An 18,727-nucleotide genomic window follows, 5' to 3' on the forward strand; every position below is an offset into this window, starting at 1 on the left:
TTGACGTTTCGGGGATGTCCTGAACCGTCAACTCGCGGGTCCTGAAACGGGAACTCGCGGGTCTCGAACACGGGACTCGCGGGTTCTGAACAGGGGACTCGCGGGGTTATGGGGTGTCGAAGGTGCGGGCGGTCAGGGCTCGGATGACGCCTGCGCGGCCTTCCGAGACCAGGCGGCGCAGTGCGGGTGGGTGGGACTCGTCGGCCAGCCACTCGTCCGCCGCCGCGACCGTGTCCTCGGACACCGCCCACGACGGGAACAGGCCGAGCGCCACCGACTGCGCACGCTCACTGGACCGCCGCGCCCACACGTCCGCCACGTCCGCGAAGTACCGCGACACGTACGGCGCCAGCAGCTCCTTCTGCGTCGGGTGCGAGAAGCCCGAGATGATCGCCTCGTTGATCGCGTTCGGCAGTTCGTCGTCGTGCACCGCCCGCCGCCACGCCTGCGCCTTCACGTCCTCGGCGGGCCGCAGCGCACGCGTCCGCTCCGCCTGCCGCCGGCCGGTCGCCGTCGGGTCCGCCTCCAGCGTGGTCGCGACCTCCTCGTCGGCCGCCGCGTCGTGCGCCACCAGCGCCTGCAGCAGCCGCCAGCGCAGGTCCGTGTCCACCACGAGCCCGTCGAGCGGCGCGGACCCGTCCAGCCAGCCGCGCAGCACCGCGAGCTGGTCGGCTTCCAGCACCGACCCGGTCAGCGCGTTCACGAACGCCAGCTGCTGGTCGGATCCGGTCGCCGGATCGGCGGCCAGTGCGAACAGCCGGTCGGTGAACATCCGCCAGCCGGTGGGCGCCCACGCCGGGTCCGCGTACGAGTTGATCGCGGTCTGCGTCTGCAGCAGCAGCCGCTGCACCACGCCGACCTCGGACTCCGAGGGCAGTCCGTGGCACACCAGCGTGACGAAGTCACGCGCCTTCAGCTCGGCCTCGCGTGTCATCTCCCACGCCGCCGACCAGCACAGCGTGCGCGGCAGCGGCTCGGTGATGTCGCCGATCCGGTCCACCAGCGTCGCCAGCGAGTCCGGGTCGAGCCGCATCGTGCAGTAGCTCAGGTCGTCGTCGTTGACCAGCACCAGCTTGCCGCGTGCCACGCCCACCAGCTCGGGCACCTCGGTGCGCTCGCCGGTCACGTCCAGCTCGACGCGGTGCGTGCGCTCCAGCCTGCCGTTCCGGTCGTCGTAGACACCCACCGCCACGCGGTGCGTGCGCAGCTCACCGGCGCCCGGCTTCGCGCCACCCTGCGTGATCGCGAACGACGTGAACGTGCCGTCCGAACCGACCTCGAACGAGGGCCGCAGCGAGTTCAGGCCGGTCGTCTCCAGCCACTGCGCGCTCCACCACGACAGGTCACGCCCCGACGCCTCCTCCAGCGCCGAGAGCAGGTCGGACAGCGTCGCGTTGCCCCACGCGTGCTTGGCGAAGTACACCCGCAGCCCGGACAGGAACTGCTCCTGCCCGACGTACGCGACGAGCTGCTTGAGCACGCTCGCGCCTTTGGCGTAGGTGATGCCGTCGAAGTTGACCTCGACCGCCTGCAGGTCCGGGATGTCCGCGGCCACCGGGTGCGTCGAGGGCAGCTGGTCCTGCCGGTAGGCCCACGACTTCTCGATGTTCGCGAAGCTGGTCCACGCGTGCTCGTACTCGGTCGCGCCCGCCTGCGCCAGCACCGAGGCGAACGTCGCGAACGACTCGTTCAGCCACAGGTCGTTCCACCAGCGCATGGTGACGAGGTCGCCGAACCACATGTGCGCCATCTCGTGCAGCACGGTCTCGCAGCGCCGCTCGTAGGCGTAGCGGGTGACCCTGCTGCGGAACACGTAGTCCTCGAGGAAGGTCACGCAGCCCGCGTTCTCCATGGCACCCGCGTTGAACTCCGGCACGAAGCACTGGTCGTACTTGCCGAACGGGTAGGTCACCCCGAAGTTGCGGTGGTAGAAGTCGAAACCCTGCTTGGTCTCGGTGAAGAGGCGCTCGGCGTCCATGTGCTCGGCGAGCGACGCGCGGCAGTAGATGCCCAGCGGGATCGTGGTGTGCTCGTCGGTGTACTCGTCGCGCCACTCCGCGTACGGGCCCGCCACCAGCGCGGTCACGTACGTCGACATCCGCTTGGTGGTCTCGAAGACGTGCCGGACCGCGCCCTCCGGGGTCTCCTCGCTCGACTCGACGGCCGCGTTCGAGATCACCTTCCAGTCCGCCGGTGCGATGACCGTGAACCGGAACGTGGCCTTCAGGTCGGGCTGGTCGAAGCAGGTGAACATGCGCTTCGCGTCGGCGGTCTCGAACTGCGTGTACAGGTACACGCCACCGTCGACGGGGTCGACGAACCGGTGCAGGCCCTCGCCCGTGTTCATGTACCGGCAGGTCGCCTCGACGGTCAGCTCGTTCTCCTCGGCGAGCGAGGGCAGCTCGATGCCCTTGTCCTCGCGGTACTCCGACACGTCGACGGCGGCGCCGTTCAGCGTCGCGTTCTCGACGGACACCGCGACGAGGTCGATCCAGCTGTCGGCGCCCGCGTCCGTGCTCGCGAAACGCACGGTCGTGGTGGACCGGAATGTGGCGTCGCCCGGCTTGCCGCCGCCGTCCGTGAGGTCCAGCTCGACGTCGTAGGACCGCACGTCGAGCAGCGCGGCGCGCCGTTGTGCTTCGTCACGGGTCAGGTTGGGCGGGGCCACTAGGTCACCTCAGGTCGTTGTTCGGCACTGACAATCCTGTTCATCGGCATCCAATCACCCAGCGGTACGGTTTGGCCCGTCAGGAGGGAAGAACTCTTCTGATTTCACTGTTGACCGGGGTATGAGCGAGACGAAGATCGACTTCTACTTCGACCCCCTGTGCCCGTTCGCCTGGGTCACCTCGAGGTGGATCCTCGAGGTCGAGCGGCAGCGGGACGTGGACCTCCGGTTCCGGGTGATGAGCCTCTCCGTGCTCAACGAGGGCCGCGACCTCCCCGACGAGTACCGGGAGATGCTCGACAACGGGTGGGGTCCCGTGCGGGTGGCGATCGCCGCCGCGCAGCACCACGGGGAGGAGGTTCTCCGCGACCTGTACACCGCGATGGGTACCCGGATCCACAACCAGGGCAACAAGGATCTCGACGCGGTGATCGGGGAGGCGCTCGCCGAGGCCGGGCTGCCCGCTTCGCTCGCGGCGGCCGCGCACACCGGCGACTACGACGAGGCGCTGCGCAAGAGCCACCACGAGGGCATGGACCCGGTCGGCATGGACGTCGGCACGCCGACCATCCACGTGAACGGCGTCGCGTTCTTCGGCCCGGTGCTGAACTCGATACCTCGCGGCGAGGACGCGCTCAAGGTGTTCGACGGCACAGTCGCACTGGCGAGTTTCCCCGACTTCTTCGAGCTCAAGCGCACCAGGACCGGCGATCCGGTCTTCGACTGACCCGGTGTGGATGTGACAGGCTGGGACGTAGTCCCGGCGCACGCGTCACATCACGGAGGATCGATGGCCGCCCCCACCGTCAGCACCGCCCACTTCGTCAACGGATCGTTCACCGAAAGCGACGGTGAACGGATCGACGTCATCAACCCGGCGACGGAAGAGGTCATCGCGTCGGTGCCGGCGGGCACGGCGAGTGACGCCGACGCGGCGGTACAGGCCGCCGCGTCGGCCTTCGAGGCGTGGGCGGCGACCCCGCTGTCCGAGCGCGTCGCCGCCGTGCGGCGCATCAACGACGGCCTGAAGGCCCGCGCCGCCGAACTGGCCGCGACGATCACCGCCGAGGTCGGCTCGCCGATCATGTTCGCGACGAAGGTGCAGGTCACGAACCCGGTCGGCATCACGGCCGGGGTCCTGGAGGAGGTCGAGGCCGGTGCGCTCGACCCGGTGACCGTCGGCAACTCGACGATCGTGCGTGACCCGATCGGTGTCGTCGCCGCGATCACCCCGTGGAACTTCCCGCTGCAGCAGATGGTCGCGAAGGTGACACCCGCCCTGGTCGCGGGCAACACGGTGGTGCTCAAGCCCAGCGAGGTCGCGCCGCTGACCGCGGGCCTGCTCGCCGCGATCATCGACGAGGCCGGGCTGCCGGCAGGCGTGTTCAACATGGTCCACGGCACCGGCCCGGTGGTCGGCGAGGCGCTGGCGGCACACCCGCTCGTGGACATGGTGTCGTTCACCGGTTCCACCAGGGCGGGCCGCCGCGTGGCCGCCGTGGGCGCCGAGACGATCAAGAGGGTCGCGCTCGAACTGGGCGGCAAGTCCGCGTCGGTCGTGCTCGACGACGCGGACCTGGTGCGCGCGGTCAAGATCACGGTCGCCAACTGCTTCATGAACAACGGCCAGGCGTGCAGCTCGCTCACCCGCCTGCTGGTGCCCGCGGACCGCCACGACGAGGCGGTCGAGGCCGCCGCGGCGGCGGCCGCCAAGTATGTGCCTGGCGACCCGTCGCTGGAGACGACCCGCATCGGGCCCTCGGTGTCGGCGGCGCAGCGCGACCGCGTGGTCGGCTACATCCGCAAGGGCGTCGAGGAGGGCGCGACGTTGGCGGCAGGCGGTCCCGACCCGGTCGAGGGCCCTGGCTACTACGTGCGCCCGACGGTGTTCGGCAACGTCACGCCGGACATGACGATCGCGCAGGAGGAGATCTTCGGCCCGGTCCTGTCGGTGCTCCCGTACACCGACGAGGCCGACGCCGTGCGCATCGCGAACGGCACCCAGTACGGCCTGGCCGCGGGGGTCTTCGGCGCCGACCAGGACCGCGCCCGCGCGGTGGCCGGGAAGCTGCGGGCCGGGCAGGTCGACGTCAACGGTGCCGCGTTCAACACCAGGGCCCCGTTCGGCGGCTTCAAGCAGTCCGGCAACGGCCGCGAGTTCGGCCGCTTCGGGCTCGAGGAGTTCACCGAGCTGAAGTCGATCCAGAGCTAGGGCGTGTCCCGTGGATCTTGGCGCGAATACCGCGATCAAGGTCCGCGGGACACTAGCGCCTGCGGGCCAGTTCGTTGCGTTGCAGACGTACGAACTCCGCGTCGACCGGGTCCCCGTGACCCGGCACGACCACGGCGGGTCGCAGGTCGAGGATCCGGTCGAGCGCGGCGGGCCAGTCGGACACGTACGAGTCCGGTCCGACGGAGGGCGGCGCGCCCTGCTCGACCAGGTCGCCGGAGAACACCACGTCCACGTCGGGCACGTGCACGAACACGTCGTGGTCGGTGTGTGCCGGGCCGGGGTGGACGAGCGTCACCGTGCGCCCGCCCAGGTCCAGCCGCACCGACGACGTGAGCACCTCGGTCGGCGCGACCAGCTGTGCCGTGGCGAGCCGTTCCGCCTGCTCCGCCTTGCCGTCGGACCGGTACTTCGCCGACCACACCCGCCGCTGCCGCTCGCCCTCGGCGAGGATCACCGAGCGGCACCGCTCGTGCGCGATCACGGAGGCAGGCAGGAACGCGGCCGTGCCGAAGAAGTGGTCGAAGTGCGCGTGCGTGATCACCACGATCCACGGCAGCGGCGTCACGAACCGCACCGCGGCCGCCATCGACGCGCCGTGCACCTCGTCGGTGCCGGTGTCGATCACCAGGCAGTGGGTGTCGCCGACGACGAGCCCGAGCGTCTGGTCCAGCTCGGCGTAACGGCGCGCGTACACCCCGTTCGCGACCTCGACCCATCTGCCGCTCATGACTCCCCCTCGCAGGCGCTCGGGAGCCGCTCGCGGTCGCCCTGTGGTTGCGGATTCCCTCCGCAGGCTCCGGTCATGAGGTGAACACACCGTTGTCGAGCACCGGTACCACCGTGCTGACGTCCACGTCGGTCGCCAGCGCCACGTCCTCCGGCACACCGGCGGCGATCAGCTCCCGCCCGGAGATCGAACCGCCCAGCAGCGCCGGGATCCGGTCCCGGACCGCCCGGTAGGACACCGCCGCGAGCGTCGCCTCCGACGACGGTGCCGACCGCCCGGTCACCGCCGCCGCGATCGCGCCCGCGCCCAGGTAGTCCTCGATCGAGGGCCGCAACGTCCGCTCCGGCCGCCAGCGCTCACCGGCCGCGATCACCCCGACCGGCCGGTCCTCCGCGATCGCCGACGCGGCGGCGGCCACAGCGGAGGCGTTGCGCAGACAGCCCGCCAGCACGGCGGTACCCGTCTCGGCGGCCGCCGCGGCCAGGGTGGCCCCGTTGGGTGAGGCGATGCCCAGCAGGGTGCCGGCTGGCAGGTCGGTCAACGACGACGGCCGCAACGTCCACCCCGGCTGACCATACGATTCGTCGAGGCCAGGTGGCGTGAGCACCGCGCCGAGGGCCTCCGCCATCGCTGCTGCCCGCTCGTCGCGCCACGGCAGCGGAAGCACCCGCGCACCCCGCCCGAGAGCCACGTCGACCGTGGTCGTGAACACCAGCACGTCGACGACGACCAGCACCGCGCAGTGGGGACCGAGAGCGTGAACACCGTCCAGGCCCCACTCGACACGAAGGTCGCAGCCGTCCTGTTCGAAGACCGTCACCGGGCACATGCTTCCAGAACTGGCAGAATGCCGGGCGTGCGTGTCTACCTGGGTTCCGACCACGCGGGCTTCGAACTGAAGGCGCATCTCGTCAAGTACCTGTCCGACGCCGGTCACGAGGTCACCGACGTCGGCCCGGCGGAGTACGACGCCGCCGACGACTATCCACCGTTCTGCGTCGAGACGGCGCGCCGCACGGTCGCCGACCCCGGCAGCCTCGGCGTGGTGATCGGCGGTTCCGGCAACGGCGAGCAGATCGCGGCCAACAAGGTGCCCGGCTGCCGTGCCGTGCTGGCCTACAACACCGGGATCGCCGAGCTGGGCCGTGCGCACAACGACGCGCAGGTCGTCGCCGTCGGCGGCCGGATGCACAGCACCGAGGACGCCACCGCCATCGTCGAGACGTTCCTCGCCACGCCGTTCTCCGGTGAGGAGCGCCACGCCCGGCGCATCGCCATGCTGACCGACTACGAGCGCACCGGCACCCCGCCGCCGCTGCCGTCCTGAGCCGTGCCGGAGGGACACACGCTGCACCGGCTCGCCCGTCTGCACACGAAGCGGTACGGGAGACGTCCGGTCTCTGTGTCGAGTCCACAGGGCCGGTTCTCGGCCGCTGTGGTGGACGGCAGGGTGCTGAGGCGGGCGGAGGCGTTCGGCAAGCACCTGTTCCACGTGTACGGTCCGGACGCGATCGTGCACGTCCACCTCGGGCTGTACGGCACGTTCACCGAGCAGCCGCTGCCCACGACGCTGCCGGTCGGTCAGGTGCGGATGCGCATGGTGGGCGAGACGCACTGGACGGACCTGCGTGGCCCGACCCGGTGCGAGGTGCTGAACGTCGCCGAACAGCGGGAGCTGCTGTCGCGGCTGGGTCCGGACCCGTTGCGCCGCAACGCGGACCCTTCGGTGGCGTACGCCAGGATCACCCGCTCGAAGCTGCCGGTCGCCGCGCTGCTGATGGAGCAGAAGGTCCTCGCGGGTGTCGGCAACGTGTACCGCGCCGAGCTGCTGTTCCGTCACGGCGTCAACCCGATGCTGCCGGGCCGCGACCTCGGTGACGTGCTGTGGAAGGACATGTGGGCGGACCTGGTCGACCTGATGCGCGCCGGTGTCCGCAAGGGCCGCATCGACACGGTCCGCGACGAGCACCTGCCGAGGGTGACGGGTCGCGCACCGAGGGTGGACCGGCACGGCGGTGAGGTGTACGTGTACCGCCGCACGGACCTGCCGTGCCTGGTGTGCGGCACGCCGGTCCGCAAGACCGAGCTGGCGGCCCGCAACCTCTACTGGTGCCCGACCTGCCAAGCGTGAGAGGCGCGCCCGGGAACGGCCCGAACGCGCCTCTCACGGCAGGTCAGAAGCCGCCAAAGTCGAAGCCGCCGCCCATGTCGCCGCCGCCACCGTAGTCGCCGCCGCCATAGTCACCGCCGTAGTCGCCACCACCGTCGCCGTAGTCGCCCCCGGCGTCACCGGCGTCGCCGCCTTCCGCGGCGTCGGCCTGGCCCGCGTCGTAGCCCTGCTCCCATGCCTGCGCGTCCGGGATGCCGTACATGCCGGAGAACATCGCGCTGAACAGCAGCATCGACCCGACGCCCCAGGCGCCCGCGACCAGTGCGGGCTTCCACCACGGCTCGCTGTACCAGCCCTGCGGCACCGGCCGCCCCGCTACCCGGCCGCCCGGGTAGTAGTGCGGCGTCGCGTCGCCCGGCTGCGGGGAGGCCTCGAAGTCGCGGCCCTCCACGTTCACCCTGCGGTCCTCGGTGACCTTGCCCGCACGGTCCCGCTCGGGGTCCGCGGGCAGTTCCGGGCCGGGGTCCATGTCCATGGCGAGCCGTGCCGCACGCACGTAGTACAGGCCTTCCATGGCTGTCCTGGTGACCAGCCGGGCCTGTTCCGCGGTGGTGGCCTGCTCCATCTGCGAACCCGCGGCGTTGTAACGCTCAGAGGCGTCGGCCAGCGCCTGTTTGGCCGGCTCGTTCGTCCCGACCAGGTTCATCACCTGCCCGCCGAGCCGCTCGACCCAGCGCCGGGCATCCGCCTTGGCGTCCTCGAGCCGCTGCTGCTTGGCGTTGGCCTGGTTCTTCATGTAGGTCGCCGCCAGTGCCACGACGACAAGCACCAGCACCACGACGACGATCGTCCCCATCGCGCCCACCTTCCGACCATGCAGCCTCTTGTGGCAGCGGTTATGAACGGACAACGGGGACGCTACGCCCGGAGTTCCGCTCGCGCGTGGCTGGTGACCGTTCGGTAATGCGTGCCACAGGGCAGTGGTCTGACCTATCCTGGGGAGATGGTCTTCCGCCGGGGTCCGGACGAGCCGGTGCTGGTGCGCGAGGCCACCCAGGACGACGCGGAGGCCATCGGCGAGGTGCACGCCGAGGCGTGGCGGGTGGCGCACCGGGACCTCTTCGAGAGCCGCTGGCTGCGCAGGTTCACCGACGAGCGCAGAGGACGCTGGAAGTCGGTGATGGCGTCGCGTGAGTTCGTGCGCAACACCCTGCTGGTGGCGGAGCGCGGTGACCGGGTCGTGGCGTTCGTCCACCTCGGCCCGCTCGAGTACGGCGTGCGGGAGGGCGAGATCTTCGACCTGTACGCCCACCCGTCGGCGTGGGGCAGCGGCGTCGCGTGGACGTTGATGGACAACGCGTGGGAGCTGGCCATCGAGGCGCGGTACCGCCGGATCCACCTGTGGACGATCACCGGCGCGAACCGTGCGCGGCACTTCTACGAGTCGTTCGGTTTCACCAGGACCGGCAGGACACGGGAACAGGACTTCGGCGACGGCAGGCCGGTGCTGGAGGTGGAGTACTTACGCAGCACCAGATAACGCGGCGCGGAGGTCGTCCGGCATCGGCTTCTTGACCAAAGTGGACGGATCGACGAACACGTGGCGCACCTCACCGTCCACGACGAGCCGGTCCCCGATCCGGAACTCCGGCCGGATGACCATGCTGGTGTTCCCCAGGTGCACGACGGGCATGGCGATGTCGAGCAGGTCCTCGAACCGAGCGGGGCTGCGGTACCGCAACGTCGCCTCGGCCACCACGATGTCGAACCCGCGGGTCACCATCTCCTGGTAGGGACCGATCCGCTCGCGCCACAACTCGGTGATCGCGTTGTCGTAGTAGAACAGGTAGTGCCCGTTGAAGACGACACCCTGCTGGTCACACTCGCTGTAGCGAACCCGCAGCCGGTGGACGAACGCCGTCACCGCTCGCCCGCCGCGTCGTCCCCGGCGATCCGGTTGAACCGCGCGGCGGCCTGCGGCGCCAACTGCCCGAACACGACCCCGGCCCGCATGACGGGGTCGGCGACGTCCACCTCGGCCCGGTCGTGGCGGATGGCCCGCACCACCGCCTGAGCAACATCCTCGAACGACTTGGGCCGGAACCCGGCGGGCAGGGCAACGCCGTCGGCCGTCTCGCCCTCCTCGACCGGGCCGACGTTCACACAGGACACCCCGACCCCAAGCGGCTCCCACTCCTGCCGAAGCGCGAGCGCGAACCCCCGGACCCCGAACGCGGTCGCACTGTCGAGCGCACCGCCGGGCCGCTTGGCGACGAGGGAGGTCACGAACACGACGTGCCCACGCCCCTTGCCCACCATGCGCTCCCCGGCGAGCCGCGCAAGCAGTAGGGGCGCCCGCAGGTTCAGGTCGACCGCCCGGTCAAGCTCGTCGACCCCGAGCCCGAGCACCCCCGGACCACCCGGCTCCCCACCCCCGACGAGCACAACGAGAACGTCAACGTCGGAAGCGAGGCCGACGACGCGCCGAACCTCCCCGGAGGAACCAAGATCGGCGACCACCCCGACCCCGTCCACCTCCTGCGCGAACGCCTCGACCCCGCTTCCACACCCAGCGACCAGGAGCGAACACCCTTCACCCCGCAACCGCCGAGCAACAGCCCGCCCAAGCCCCCCGTCGACCCCGACAACAAGAGCGGCCCCACGAATCTCCATGGCGGGATGGTAATCGCCGAGCCGGCCCACCAAACCAACACGACCCCTTGTCCAAAGGGTGACCGACAGCAGCAAAGCGAGCGCCTCCTGATGACCAGGGGAGTGCTTGGCGTCGTGTGTCCACAGGTGCCATCACGGTCACACATGTAGGGGTCATGCCCCCTCCCGCTGGGCGCATCAGACACGGCAGTGATCGCCTTGAACATCACGGAGGTAGCGATGCTGGACCTGCGCCACTCCACGGTCGTCCGCCCGCGACACGTCCACTGCTTCCCGATGCCTGACGGCTTCGCGCTGCCTCGCCGGGCAACGCATTCTCGGGTCACGGAACGGCGTGCTGGCGTGCACGTCAGCGTCACCAGAACAAGATCAGATCGTGCGCACAGCGTGGCAGCAGTGCGGTGTGCGGGCTGGCCGCTCAACAGTGTCCAACCGCTCGGAGTGAGCAGTAGGACAACGCCCAGACGATTGATTCCGCGAAGTCGGTGTTGTCTGTCTGGTGGTCTTTGTCCTCGCCGGACGGGCAGGTCTCGGGGGTGGCGGAGGGGCATGTCGGCGGCGGTTTGGGCGGGTCTGCCTGCCATCCCGTCGACCTCCCAGGGGCTATCACACCGCGTCAAGGGGGGCTTTCCGCGTGTTGTGTTTCGGGCTTTGGCCCCCCTTGACGCGGTGTGATCGGGCTTCGCCAGGTCGACGGGATGGTAGGGAGCCCCTTGGTGGTGGGCTTGCGCCACCGTCGGGGTTGCATGGGGTTGCGGGCCCGCTTCGCGGGCAAGGGCCCCGCTTCGCGGGGCCCGGGCGCGTAGCGCCCTGGTTTTGGTGCTGTGAAAGGCGCGTTGACGGCGCTCAGCGCCGTGAATGGCCCATTGACGGCACTTGTTGTGCCGTGAACGCGCCTTTCACGGCGCTGGGCCGTTCTGTGGAAGTCCTGCCGGGCGCTGCGCGCCGGGCGCTTCACATGATCTTCACGGAATCAATCATCCAGGCAGCGAACCTGCTGAGGGGTTCGGGGCGAAGCCCGCCAGGATGGCCACGAAGGGAAAACGGGGGGAACACGAACTGAAGCAGCGGACCCACCGAGGGGTCCGGGGGCGAAGCCCGCCGGGCGGGGCCCGGGGGTTGCACCCCCGAAGAAATGGCGAGCGACCAGGGTGAGAGCTCTCCGCGAACACGGGGAGCCCAGAGCGAGCGGGTGACGGGAATCGAACCCGCATGACCAGCTTGGAAGGCTGGGGCTCTGCCATTGAGCTACACCCGCGTGCGCCAACCGGTGGTGGCGCGAGGACAGCCTAGCGTGCCGCGTTAAGCTGTGGCGGGTGTCCCTGGTTGGGACCGCCGGGATGTGGCGCAGCTTGGTAGCGCATTCGCTTTGGGAGCGAAGGGTCGCAGGTTCAAATCCTGTCATCCCGACCCTTGGCCGGGCCGGCCTGCAGATGGTCGAGGACCAGCAGGTCGGCCCCCGCTGTCTGGCCTGCCTGTGAGTTCCATACACTCGCGAGAGCCCAAACCGGTCAACCAGCTACCCAGGAGATCACGTTGAAGAGCACCGTCGAGCACCTGAGCCCGACGCGGGTCCGGATCAACGTCGAGGTGCCGTTCGACGAGCTCAAGCCGAACTTCGACCGCGCGTACAAGAAACTCGCTTCGCAGGTCCGTATCCCCGGCTTCCGCCCCGGCAAGGCGCCCGCCAGGGTCATCGAGTCGCGTATCGGCCGTGCGCCGATCCTCGACGAGGTCGTCAACGAGGCCATTCCGGCCAAGTACATGGAGGCGATCACGGAGGGGGAGGTCCGCACGCTGGGCCAGCCCGACATCGAGGTCACGAAGCTGGAGGACGGCGACCACATCGCGTTCACGGCCGAGGTGGACATCCGGCCGGAGATCACGGTCCCGGCGTTCGGTGAGCTGTCGGTCACGGTGGACGACCTGGAGCTGTCCGACGACGAGGTGAACGAGCAGCTGGATGAGCTGCGTGCCCGTTTCGGCACGCTGGCGGGTGTCGAGCGCGCCGCCGAGAACGGTGACTTCGTCTCGATCGACCTGTCCGCGACGGTGGACGGCGAGGAGGTCGAGGAGGCCAGGACCAGCGGCCTGTCGTACGAGGTCGGCTCCGGCGAGATGATCGAGGGCATCGACGAGGCGATCATCGGCGCGTCCGCGGGCGAGTCGAAGGCGTTCACGACGAAGCTGGTGGCGGGCGAGTACGCGGGTCGCGACGCCGAGGTCACCGTGACGGTGAACTCGGTCAAGGTCCGTGAGCTGCCGGAGCCGGACGACGAGTTCGCCCAGCTGGCGTCGGAGTTCGACTCGATCGACGAGCTGAAGGCCGACCTGCGGGAGCGCCTGAGCCGCGTCAAGAAGATGCAGCAGGGTGTCCAGGCACGCGACAAGGTCCTCGAGGCGCTGCTCGAGGTGACCGAGGTGCCGCTGCCGGAGAAGGTCGTGGAGTCCGAGGTCGAGGTCCGCAAGCACGACGCGGTCCACACGTTCGACCACGACGAGGCCAAGTTCGAGGAGTTCCTCACGTCCCAGGGCCAGACCCTGGAGCAGTTCAACACGGACGTGCAGGAGGAGGCCGAGAAGGCCGTCAAGACGCAGCTCGTCCTCGACTCGATCGCCGACGCGGAGAACGTGAGCGTCGACGACAACGAGCTGACCGAGCGGATCATCTACCAGGCGCAGCGGTTCGGCATCAGCCCGGACGAGTACGTGCAGCGGGCGCAGCAGTCGGGGCAGCTCGGCGCGATCTTCGCGGACGTGCGCCGCGGCAAGGCGCTGGCCTCGGTGGTGCGTCTGGCGACGGTGACCGACGCGAGCGGCAACGCGGTGGACCTCGAGGAGCTGTTCGGCCCTCGCGAGGCTGCTCAGGAGGCCGCACCGGTCGAGCAGGCCGCTGACGCGCCGGTCGAGGATGTCGAGAGCAAGTGACGCTCTGAGCGAACTCGGGCGGTGTCGGGCATTCGATACCGCCCGCCTTCGTTAATGTCGGACGTGACACCAGATCAACCTCGCAACCAGAGCGGAGAAGGCAGGCAGACGTGACGCATCCACGGCAGACGCCCACCATGCGGTCGGGCACCGCAGGGCTCACCCTGAACGACTCGGTGTACGAGCGGCTGCTCCGTGAGCGCATCGTGTTCCTCGGTTCCGAGGTCGACGACGAGATCGCGAACCGGATCACGGCGCAGCTGCTGCTGCTCGCCGCGGAAGACCCCGAGAAGGACATCGTCTTCTACATCAACTCGCCGGGCGGTTCCGTCTCCGCGGGCATGGCGATCTACGACACGATGATGCTCATCGAGCCGGACGTCCAGACATGGGCGATGGGCATGGCGGCCTCCATGGGCCAGTTCCTGCTCAGCTCAGGCGAACCTGGCAAGCGGTACGCCCTCCCGCACGCGCGGATCATGATGCACCAGCCCTCGGGTGGTATCGGCGGCACGGCCTCCGACATCGCGATCCGGGCGGAGGTGCTGAACAAGTGGAAGCGTGAGATGGCGGAGCTGACCGCCGAGCAGACCGGGCAGACCGTCGACCGGGTCACCCAGGACGCGGACCGCGACCGCTGGTTCACCGCAGAGGAAGCCCGTGTGTACGGCTTCATCGACCACGTGGTCAACCGCGCGAGCCAGACCCCCAACGGCAGCGGCAGCTGACGCGGGTCACGAGACCTGAGGAGAACGAAACCGTGACCAACCCTTACTCTCCACAGTCCCGGTACGTGCTGCCGTCCTTCGTCGAGCGCACGAGCTACGGGGTCAAGGAGTCCAACCCGTACAACAAGCTGTTCGAAGAGCGGATCATCTTCGTCGGCGTGCAGATCGACGACGCGTCGGCCAACGACGTGATGGCGCAGCTGCTGTACCTGGAGTCGGTCGACCCCGACCGCGACATCACCATGTACATCAACTCGCCAGGTGGTTCGTTCACGTCGCTGATGGCGATCTACGACACCATGCAGTTCGCCCGGCCCGACGTGCAGACCTTCTGCCTCGGCCAGGCCGCCTCCGCGGCCGCGGTGCTGCTGGCGGCGGGCACCCCCGGCAAGCGTTACGCGCTGCCCAACGCCCGTGTGCTGATCCACCAGCCCGCCATGGAGGGCGTGTACGGGCAGGTCTCGGACCTGGAGATCCAGGCCAACGAGATCCAGCGCGTGCGCCGTCTGATGGAGGAGACCCTGGCGCGGCACACCAACCGGGATGCCGAGCAGATCCGCAGGGACATCGAGCGCGACAAGATCCTGACGGCCGACGAGGCCAAGGCGTACGGCATCGTCGACGACGTGCTTCCTTACCGGAAGCTGTCGGCGAACCGGCCCTGATTCCGGCGGGCAGGTGGCTCCGGACCGTGTTTTCCGGGGCCACCTGATCGGCCGAATCCGACAACTCGGCGGTCAGGTTCTCCCATTGAGTGGGGGTTGGCAGGTACCGTCGAAGGCAACAGGCACGACCGGGCCTGGAGTGGAGTGCGGGACACTCCCACTCAAGGCCCGTAACAGGCCAGAAGATCCAGGCGTGCTCCCTGGGCACGCCGGAGGGGACAGAGGTCAGCGGTCATGGCGCGTATCGGCGACGGCGGAGACCTGCTGAAGTGCTCTTTCTGTGGGAAGAGCCAGAAGCAGGTGAAGAAACTCATCGCCGGCCCCGGCGTGTACATCTGTGACGAGTGCATCGACCTCTGCAACGAGATCATCGAGGAAGAGCTGGCCGAGGCCGGCGACGTGAAGCTCGACGAGCTGCCGAAGCCCGCCGAGATCGACGAGTTCCTCGACCAGTACGTGATCGGCCAGGACGAGGCGAAGCGCACGCTGGCCGTGGCCGTCTACAACCACTACAAGCGCATCCAGGCCGGTGACCGTGCCCGGCCGGAGGCCAGGGAGGGCCGTGAGCGCGAGGAGTCCGTCGAGCTCACCAAGTCCAACATCCTGCTGCTCGGGCCAACGGGCTGCGGCAAGACGTACCTGGCGCAGACGCTCGCGAAGCTGCTGAACGTGCCGTTCGCCATCGCGGACGCGACCGCGCTGACCGAGGCGGGTTATGTCGGTGAGGACGTCGAGAACATCCTCCTGAAGCTGATCCAGGCCGCCGACTACGACGTGAAGCGCGCCGAGACCGGCATCATCTACATCGACGAGGTCGACAAGATCGCCCGCAAGTCGGAGAACCCGTCCATCACCAGGGACGTCTCCGGCGAGGGTGTGCAGCAGGCGCTGCTGAAGATCCTGGAGGGCACCACCGCGTCGGTGCCGCCGCAGGGTGGTCGCAAGCACCCGCACCAGGAGTTCATCCAGATCGACACCACCAACGTGCTGTTCATCGTGGCCGGTGCGTTCGCGGGCCTCGACAAGATCATCGAGGACCGGGTCGGCAAGCGCGGCCTCGGCTTCGGCGCCGAGATCCGGTCGAAGGCGGACATCGACAACGCCGACTTCTACGCCGACACCATGCCGGAGGACCTGATCAAGTTCGGTCTGATCCCCGAGTTCATCGGGCGTCTGCCGGTCGTGGCCTCCGTGACCAACCTCGACAAGACGTCGCTGGTCCAGATCCTCACCGCTCCGAGGAACGCGCTGGTCAAGCAGTACCAGAAGCTGTTCGAGATGGACGGTGTCGAGCTGGAGTTCACCGACGCCGCGCTCGAGGCCATCGCCGACCAGGCGATCCTCCGCGGGACCGGTGCTCGTGGGCTCCGGGCCATCATGGAGGAGGTGCTTCAGACCGTCATGTACGACATTCCTTCGCGGTCTGACGTCGCCAAGGTGGTCATCACCGAGCAGACGGTCCGCGAGAACGTGAACCCGACGATCGTGGCCCGCCAGCCTTCGCGTCGGGAGCGTCGCGAGAAGTCTGCCTGACCTTTCCCCGGGGTGGTGCCGGGCCGTCGGCGCCGGTTCCGGGGCGGCCTGGTGGTGGAGGCACGGTCAAGGACGCCTGGACCGGCGGCCACTGGGTGTGACCGGGCTTCGGGTGGGCCTGCTCCGTTCGGTTCATCTGCGAGGATGGCCGCATGCCATATGTTCTGCTGCTCCACGGGCACATGGGTGCCCCGCCTCCGCACTGGCAGAGCTGGCTCGCCCACGAACTGGCCGAGACCGGCTGTGTGGTCGAGGTGCCGCAGCTGTCCGAGCCCGACCGGCCGCGGCTCGACCTGTGGCTCGCCGAGCTGGCGCACCACCTGGAGGCGGTGCCCGCCGACGACGACGAACGGATCGTGCTCGCGCACTCCTGCGGTGCGTTGCTGTGGCTGCACCACGCGGCCCGGCTCGTCGACGGCGAACGCCAACCGTTGCGGTTCGACCGGGCCATGCTGGTGTCGCCGCCGGGGCCGCGGTGGCATCACCCCGACGTGCACGGGTTCACGCCGGCGCCGCTGGACCCGGCGGGGGTGCGGCGCGCGGCCGGGTGGACACAGCTCGTGGCCGGGGACGACGATGCCGCCTGCTCCGTCGACGAGGCCGTCGACATGGCGTCGGCGTTGAAGGTCGACCTTGACATCATTCCCGGCGGGGCGCACCTGGACGGGCACGCCGGCTACGGACCGTGGCCCGCCGTGCGGGACTGGGTCGCCGACCGGCACACCCGGATGGTCACGAACCGGTGATGCGCTCCGCGTGGGTGTAGATGTTCATGCTGGTGCCGCGCAGGAAGCCGATCAGCGTGATGCCCTGCTCGTCGGCGAGTTCGACCGCGAGCGATGACGGCGCCGACACGGCCGCCAGTACCGGGATGCCCGCCATCGCCGCCTTCTGCACCAGCTCGAAGCTCGTCCGGCCCGACACCATCAACACTGTGCCGGCCAGCGGGACGCGGCCGTTCAGCACCGCCCAGCCGGTCGCCTTGTCGACCGCGTTGTGCCTGCCCACGTCCTCGCGCACCACGAGCAGTTCGCCGTCCACCGTGAAGATGCCCGCGGCGTGCAGGCCGCCCGTCGAGTCGAACACCCGCTGCTGTTCCCGCAGTCGGCCAGGAAAGGTTGCCAGCGTCTCGGGGGACACCCGGCTGGCGTCGGCCGCGGGAGAGAAGCGGGTCTTCAGCTTCACCGCGTCGAGCGCCGCCTTGCCGCACACCCCGCACGAGGACGTGGTGTAGAAGTTGCGTTCCAGGCTGCTGTCCGGTGGTTCGACGCCCGGCCTCAGCGCCAGGTCGAGCACGTTGTAGGTGTTGCGGCCCTCGGCGTCGCGGCCGTCGCAGTAGCGGGCGGTGCTGACGTCTTCCGCGGCGCCGATCACACCTTCGGTCAGCAGGAAGCCGTGCGCCAGCTCCACGTCCTGGCCGGGGGTGCGCATCGTCACCGACAACGCCTTGCCGGCCACGCGCAACTCCAGTGGCTCCTCGGCCGCGAGCGCGTCCTGACGGCGCCTGCTGCCCTCCTCGGAGAGCCGCAGAACCGGGCGCCGAACGGTGACTCGTCCCATCCAGCCACCCTACAACCAGTCATAACAAGAAGTCTTTAGAAAGGGTTCTTGCGCAACGATCCTTTAGCAAGCTATCTTGATATGCATGGTCGACGAGAAGCGCGACATCACCGACCCGAAGGCACTTCGGGCGCTCGCGCACCCGCTGCGGTGGCAGCTCCTGGACTTCCTCAGCCGAGAGGGCAGCGCCACCGCGACACAGTGCGCGCAGGAGAGCGGTGAGAGCGTCGCGAGCTGCTCCTACCACCTGAACATGCTGGCCAAGTACGACTACGTGGTGCAGGCGGAAGGTGGCAAGGGCCGGGAGAAGCCGTGGCGGCTCGCCAGGCAGACCACACGGTTCACCGACGTCGGCCTCGACACCGAAGGAGCCGTCGCCGCGAACGCCGCGTCCGGTGCCTTCCTCGAGTACACGCTCAACCAGATCAGGGAACGACACCTCGCCGTGACCGGCGCGCCAGCGGAGTGGCGGAACGCGCTCGGTGTCGACAACACGAACGACTTCCTCACCGTCGAGGAGGTCATCGCGTTCCGGGAAGAGGTCCGCGCGCTGATGGACCGCTACCGGGGGCGGCGCGAGGACCCCGCTGCGCGGCCCGATGGTGCCCGCTCGGTGAACCTCTTCTTCTCCACCACGGTCGCGCCGGACAAGAGCTGAACCACCGCGAACCAGCCGTCGTGCGACGACGGCTCTCTTCGACCTGCCCGGAAACGGAGATCGTCATGGATGTCCACAGCGCTGCCGCACTCGCCGCCGCCCGTCGCGCCGACCTGACCAGGGAGGCCGGGGAGTTCCGCCTTGCCCGGCTGGTCCGCGAGTCCCGCGAGACCCCGAAACCGGTGCCGAAACCCGCGCCGGGGGTGGTTCGGGCCCGCCTGCTGGGAGTTGCCCGGTAGCGTGA

Annotated in this window: 19 protein-coding genes and 2 tRNA genes; 13 read left to right on the forward strand and 8 right to left on the reverse strand. The window is 69.3% G+C overall.

All coding sequences use genetic code 11. From position 1 onward, the window contains the following. Positions 1-106 precede the first annotated feature (106 nt). Positions 107-2,668 (reverse strand): aminopeptidase N, encoded by a 2,562-nt coding sequence (gene pepN, locus ACFPCV_RS32545; protein WP_378060609.1) that lies wholly within the window; start codon positions 2,666-2,668, stop codon positions 107-109. A 121-nt stretch (positions 2,669-2,789) separates the two neighbouring features. Between pepN and ACFPCV_RS32550 the strand changes: the two genes are divergently transcribed. Both ACFPCV_RS32550 and ACFPCV_RS32555 read left to right on the forward strand, forming a co-directional pair. After that, complete coding sequence (locus ACFPCV_RS32550; protein ID WP_378060611.1) at positions 2,790-3,395, forward strand: mycothiol-dependent nitroreductase Rv2466c family protein; 606 nt, start codon at positions 2,790-2,792, stop codon at positions 3,393-3,395. Between the two features lie 63 nt (positions 3,396-3,458). After that, positions 3,459-4,880 (forward strand): aldehyde dehydrogenase family protein, encoded by a 1,422-nt coding sequence (locus ACFPCV_RS32555; protein WP_378060613.1) that lies wholly within the window; start codon positions 3,459-3,461, stop codon positions 4,878-4,880. A 52-nt stretch (positions 4,881-4,932) separates the two neighbouring features. Here ACFPCV_RS32555 and ACFPCV_RS32560 read toward each other — a convergent pair whose 3' ends face one another. Further along, entirely contained in the window at positions 4,933-5,628 is a 696-nt protein-coding gene (locus tag ACFPCV_RS32560; RefSeq protein ID WP_378060615.1) for an MBL fold metallo-hydrolase, read from the reverse strand. 73 nt (positions 5,629-5,701) lie between these two features. Beyond that, the gene (locus ACFPCV_RS32565) at positions 5,702-6,448 is read right to left on the reverse strand and encodes a 2-phosphosulfolactate phosphatase (protein WP_417281559.1); all 747 of its coding nucleotides are present in this window, start codon (positions 6,446-6,448) and stop codon (positions 5,702-5,704) included. Between the two features lie 36 nt (positions 6,449-6,484). Between ACFPCV_RS32565 and ACFPCV_RS32570 the strand changes: the two genes are divergently transcribed. Together ACFPCV_RS32570 and ACFPCV_RS32575 are read left to right on the forward strand one after the other, a co-directional pair. Beyond that, entirely contained in the window at positions 6,485-6,955 is a 471-nt protein-coding gene (locus ACFPCV_RS32570) for a ribose-5-phosphate isomerase (protein WP_378060619.1), read from the forward strand. A gap of 3 nt (positions 6,956-6,958) precedes the next feature. Further along, positions 6,959-7,759 (forward strand): Fpg/Nei family DNA glycosylase, encoded by an 801-nt coding sequence (locus tag ACFPCV_RS32575; protein ID WP_378060621.1) that lies wholly within the window; start codon positions 6,959-6,961, stop codon positions 7,757-7,759. A 43-nt stretch (positions 7,760-7,802) separates the two neighbouring features. Here the strand turns inward: ACFPCV_RS32575 and ACFPCV_RS32580 are convergent, their stop codons facing one another. Next, positions 7,803-8,594, reverse strand: a complete 792-nt coding sequence (locus ACFPCV_RS32580; protein ID WP_378060623.1) for a hypothetical protein — start codon at positions 8,592-8,594, stop codon at positions 7,803-7,805. 147 nt (positions 8,595-8,741) lie between these two features. Here ACFPCV_RS32580 and ACFPCV_RS32585 point away from each other — a divergent pair, with 147 nt between their 5' ends. Beyond that, the gene (locus ACFPCV_RS32585) at positions 8,742-9,278 is read left to right on the forward strand and encodes a GNAT family N-acetyltransferase (protein WP_378060625.1); all 537 of its coding nucleotides are present in this window, start codon (positions 8,742-8,744) and stop codon (positions 9,276-9,278) included. On the opposite strand, the gene ACFPCV_RS32590 is transcribed toward ACFPCV_RS32585, so the two are convergent. The 3 genes from ACFPCV_RS32590 to ACFPCV_RS32600 all read right to left on the reverse strand — a co-directional run bounded on the left by ACFPCV_RS32590 (position 9,261) and on the right by ACFPCV_RS32600 (position 11,669). Beyond that, entirely contained in the window at positions 9,261-9,662 is a 402-nt protein-coding gene (locus ACFPCV_RS32590; protein ID WP_378060627.1) for an acyl-CoA thioesterase, read from the reverse strand. The genes ACFPCV_RS32585 and ACFPCV_RS32590 overlap by 18 nt on opposite strands. Beyond that, positions 9,659-10,411 carry an SDR family NAD(P)-dependent oxidoreductase gene (locus ACFPCV_RS32595; protein WP_378060629.1) on the reverse strand — a complete coding sequence of 251 codons (753 nt, stop codon included), beginning with the start codon at positions 10,409-10,411 and terminating at the stop codon, positions 9,659-9,661. The genes ACFPCV_RS32590 and ACFPCV_RS32595 overlap by 4 nt, the downstream gene beginning before the upstream one ends. A gap of 1,187 nt (positions 10,412-11,598) precedes the next feature. Then, positions 11,599-11,669: transfer RNA gene (locus ACFPCV_RS32600), tRNA-Gly, on the reverse strand. Between the two features lie 78 nt (positions 11,670-11,747). Here ACFPCV_RS32600 and ACFPCV_RS32605 point away from each other — a divergent pair. The 6 genes from ACFPCV_RS32605 to ACFPCV_RS32630 all read left to right on the forward strand — a co-directional run bounded on the left by ACFPCV_RS32605 (position 11,748) and on the right by ACFPCV_RS32630 (position 17,011). Then, positions 11,748-11,821, forward strand: a tRNA-Pro gene (locus ACFPCV_RS32605). 126 nt (positions 11,822-11,947) lie between these two features. Continuing rightward, the gene (gene tig, locus ACFPCV_RS32610) at positions 11,948-13,339 is read left to right on the forward strand and encodes a trigger factor (RefSeq protein ID WP_378060631.1); all 1,392 of its coding nucleotides are present in this window, start codon (positions 11,948-11,950) and stop codon (positions 13,337-13,339) included. Positions 13,340-13,476: 137 nt separating this feature from the next. Next, positions 13,477-14,067, forward strand: coding sequence for an ATP-dependent Clp protease proteolytic subunit (locus ACFPCV_RS32615; protein WP_378061174.1), 591 nt, complete (start codon positions 13,477-13,479; stop codon positions 14,065-14,067). 32 nt (positions 14,068-14,099) lie between these two features. Continuing rightward, complete coding sequence (locus tag ACFPCV_RS32620; protein WP_378060633.1) at positions 14,100-14,732, forward strand: ATP-dependent Clp protease proteolytic subunit; 633 nt, start codon at positions 14,100-14,102, stop codon at positions 14,730-14,732. Positions 14,733-14,966: 234 nt separating this feature from the next. Further along, complete coding sequence (gene clpX, locus ACFPCV_RS32625) at positions 14,967-16,265, forward strand: ATP-dependent Clp protease ATP-binding subunit ClpX (RefSeq protein ID WP_378060635.1); 1,299 nt, start codon at positions 14,967-14,969, stop codon at positions 16,263-16,265. Positions 16,266-16,417: 152 nt separating this feature from the next. Then, the gene (locus tag ACFPCV_RS32630) at positions 16,418-17,011 is read left to right on the forward strand and encodes an RBBP9/YdeN family alpha/beta hydrolase (protein WP_378060637.1); all 594 of its coding nucleotides are present in this window, start codon (positions 16,418-16,420) and stop codon (positions 17,009-17,011) included. On the opposite strand, the gene fdhD is transcribed toward ACFPCV_RS32630, so the two are convergent. Continuing rightward, positions 16,998-17,825: a formate dehydrogenase accessory sulfurtransferase FdhD gene (gene fdhD, locus ACFPCV_RS32635; protein ID WP_378060639.1), complete on the reverse strand. Its 828-nt coding sequence runs from the start codon at positions 17,823-17,825 to the stop codon at positions 16,998-17,000. The two genes, ACFPCV_RS32630 and fdhD, sit on opposite strands and share 14 nt — an antisense overlap. An 85-nt stretch (positions 17,826-17,910) precedes the next feature. Between fdhD and ACFPCV_RS32640 the strand changes: the two genes are divergently transcribed. Together ACFPCV_RS32640 and ACFPCV_RS32645 are read left to right on the forward strand one after the other, a co-directional pair. Beyond that, positions 17,911-18,483, forward strand: a complete 573-nt coding sequence (locus tag ACFPCV_RS32640; protein ID WP_378060641.1) for an ArsR/SmtB family transcription factor — start codon at positions 17,911-17,913, stop codon at positions 18,481-18,483. A gap of 65 nt (positions 18,484-18,548) precedes the next feature. After that, positions 18,549-18,722: a hypothetical protein gene (locus tag ACFPCV_RS32645; RefSeq protein WP_378060643.1), complete on the forward strand. Its 174-nt coding sequence runs from the start codon at positions 18,549-18,551 to the stop codon at positions 18,720-18,722. The last annotated feature ends 5 nt before the right edge of the window (positions 18,723-18,727 follow it).

The sequence above is a fragment of the Actinophytocola glycyrrhizae genome, assembly GCF_042653545.1.
GTDB lineage: Bacteria > Actinomycetota > Actinomycetes > Mycobacteriales > Pseudonocardiaceae > Actinophytocola > Actinophytocola glycyrrhizae.

What these genes read in the sequence shown, in the direction of transcription:
- ACFPCV_RS32550 (WP_378060611.1), top strand. Translation starts at nt 2,790, where the DNA reads ATGAGCGAGACGAAGATCGACTTCTACTTCGACCCCCTGTGCCCGTTC.
- ACFPCV_RS32555 (WP_378060613.1), top strand. Translation starts at nt 3,459, where the DNA reads ATGGCCGCCCCCACCGTCAGCACCGCCCACTTCGTCAACGGATCGTTC.
- ACFPCV_RS32560 (WP_378060615.1), bottom strand. Translation starts at nt 5,628, where the DNA reads ATGAGCGGCAGATGGGTCGAGGTCGCGAACGGGGTGTACGCGCGCCGT.
- ACFPCV_RS32580 (WP_378060623.1), bottom strand. Translation starts at nt 8,594, where the DNA reads ATGGGGACGATCGTCGTCGTGGTGCTGGTGCTTGTCGTCGTGGCACTG.
- ACFPCV_RS32585 (WP_378060625.1), top strand. Translation starts at nt 8,742, where the DNA reads ATGGTCTTCCGCCGGGGTCCGGACGAGCCGGTGCTGGTGCGCGAGGCC.
- ACFPCV_RS32595 (WP_378060629.1), bottom strand. Translation starts at nt 10,411, where the DNA reads ATGGAGATTCGTGGGGCCGCTCTTGTTGTCGGGGTCGACGGGGGGCTT.
- ACFPCV_RS32615 (WP_378061174.1), top strand. Translation starts at nt 13,477, where the DNA reads ATGCGGTCGGGCACCGCAGGGCTCACCCTGAACGACTCGGTGTACGAG.
- clpX (WP_378060635.1), top strand. Translation starts at nt 14,967, where the DNA reads ATGGCGCGTATCGGCGACGGCGGAGACCTGCTGAAGTGCTCTTTCTGT.
- ACFPCV_RS32630 (WP_378060637.1), top strand. Translation starts at nt 16,418, where the DNA reads ATGCCATATGTTCTGCTGCTCCACGGGCACATGGGTGCCCCGCCTCCG.
- fdhD (WP_378060639.1), bottom strand. Translation starts at nt 17,825, where the DNA reads ATGGGACGAGTCACCGTTCGGCGCCCGGTTCTGCGGCTCTCCGAGGAG.
- ACFPCV_RS32640 (WP_378060641.1), top strand. Translation starts at nt 17,911, where the DNA reads ATGGTCGACGAGAAGCGCGACATCACCGACCCGAAGGCACTTCGGGCG.
- ACFPCV_RS32645 (WP_378060643.1), top strand. Translation starts at nt 18,549, where the DNA reads ATGGATGTCCACAGCGCTGCCGCACTCGCCGCCGCCCGTCGCGCCGAC.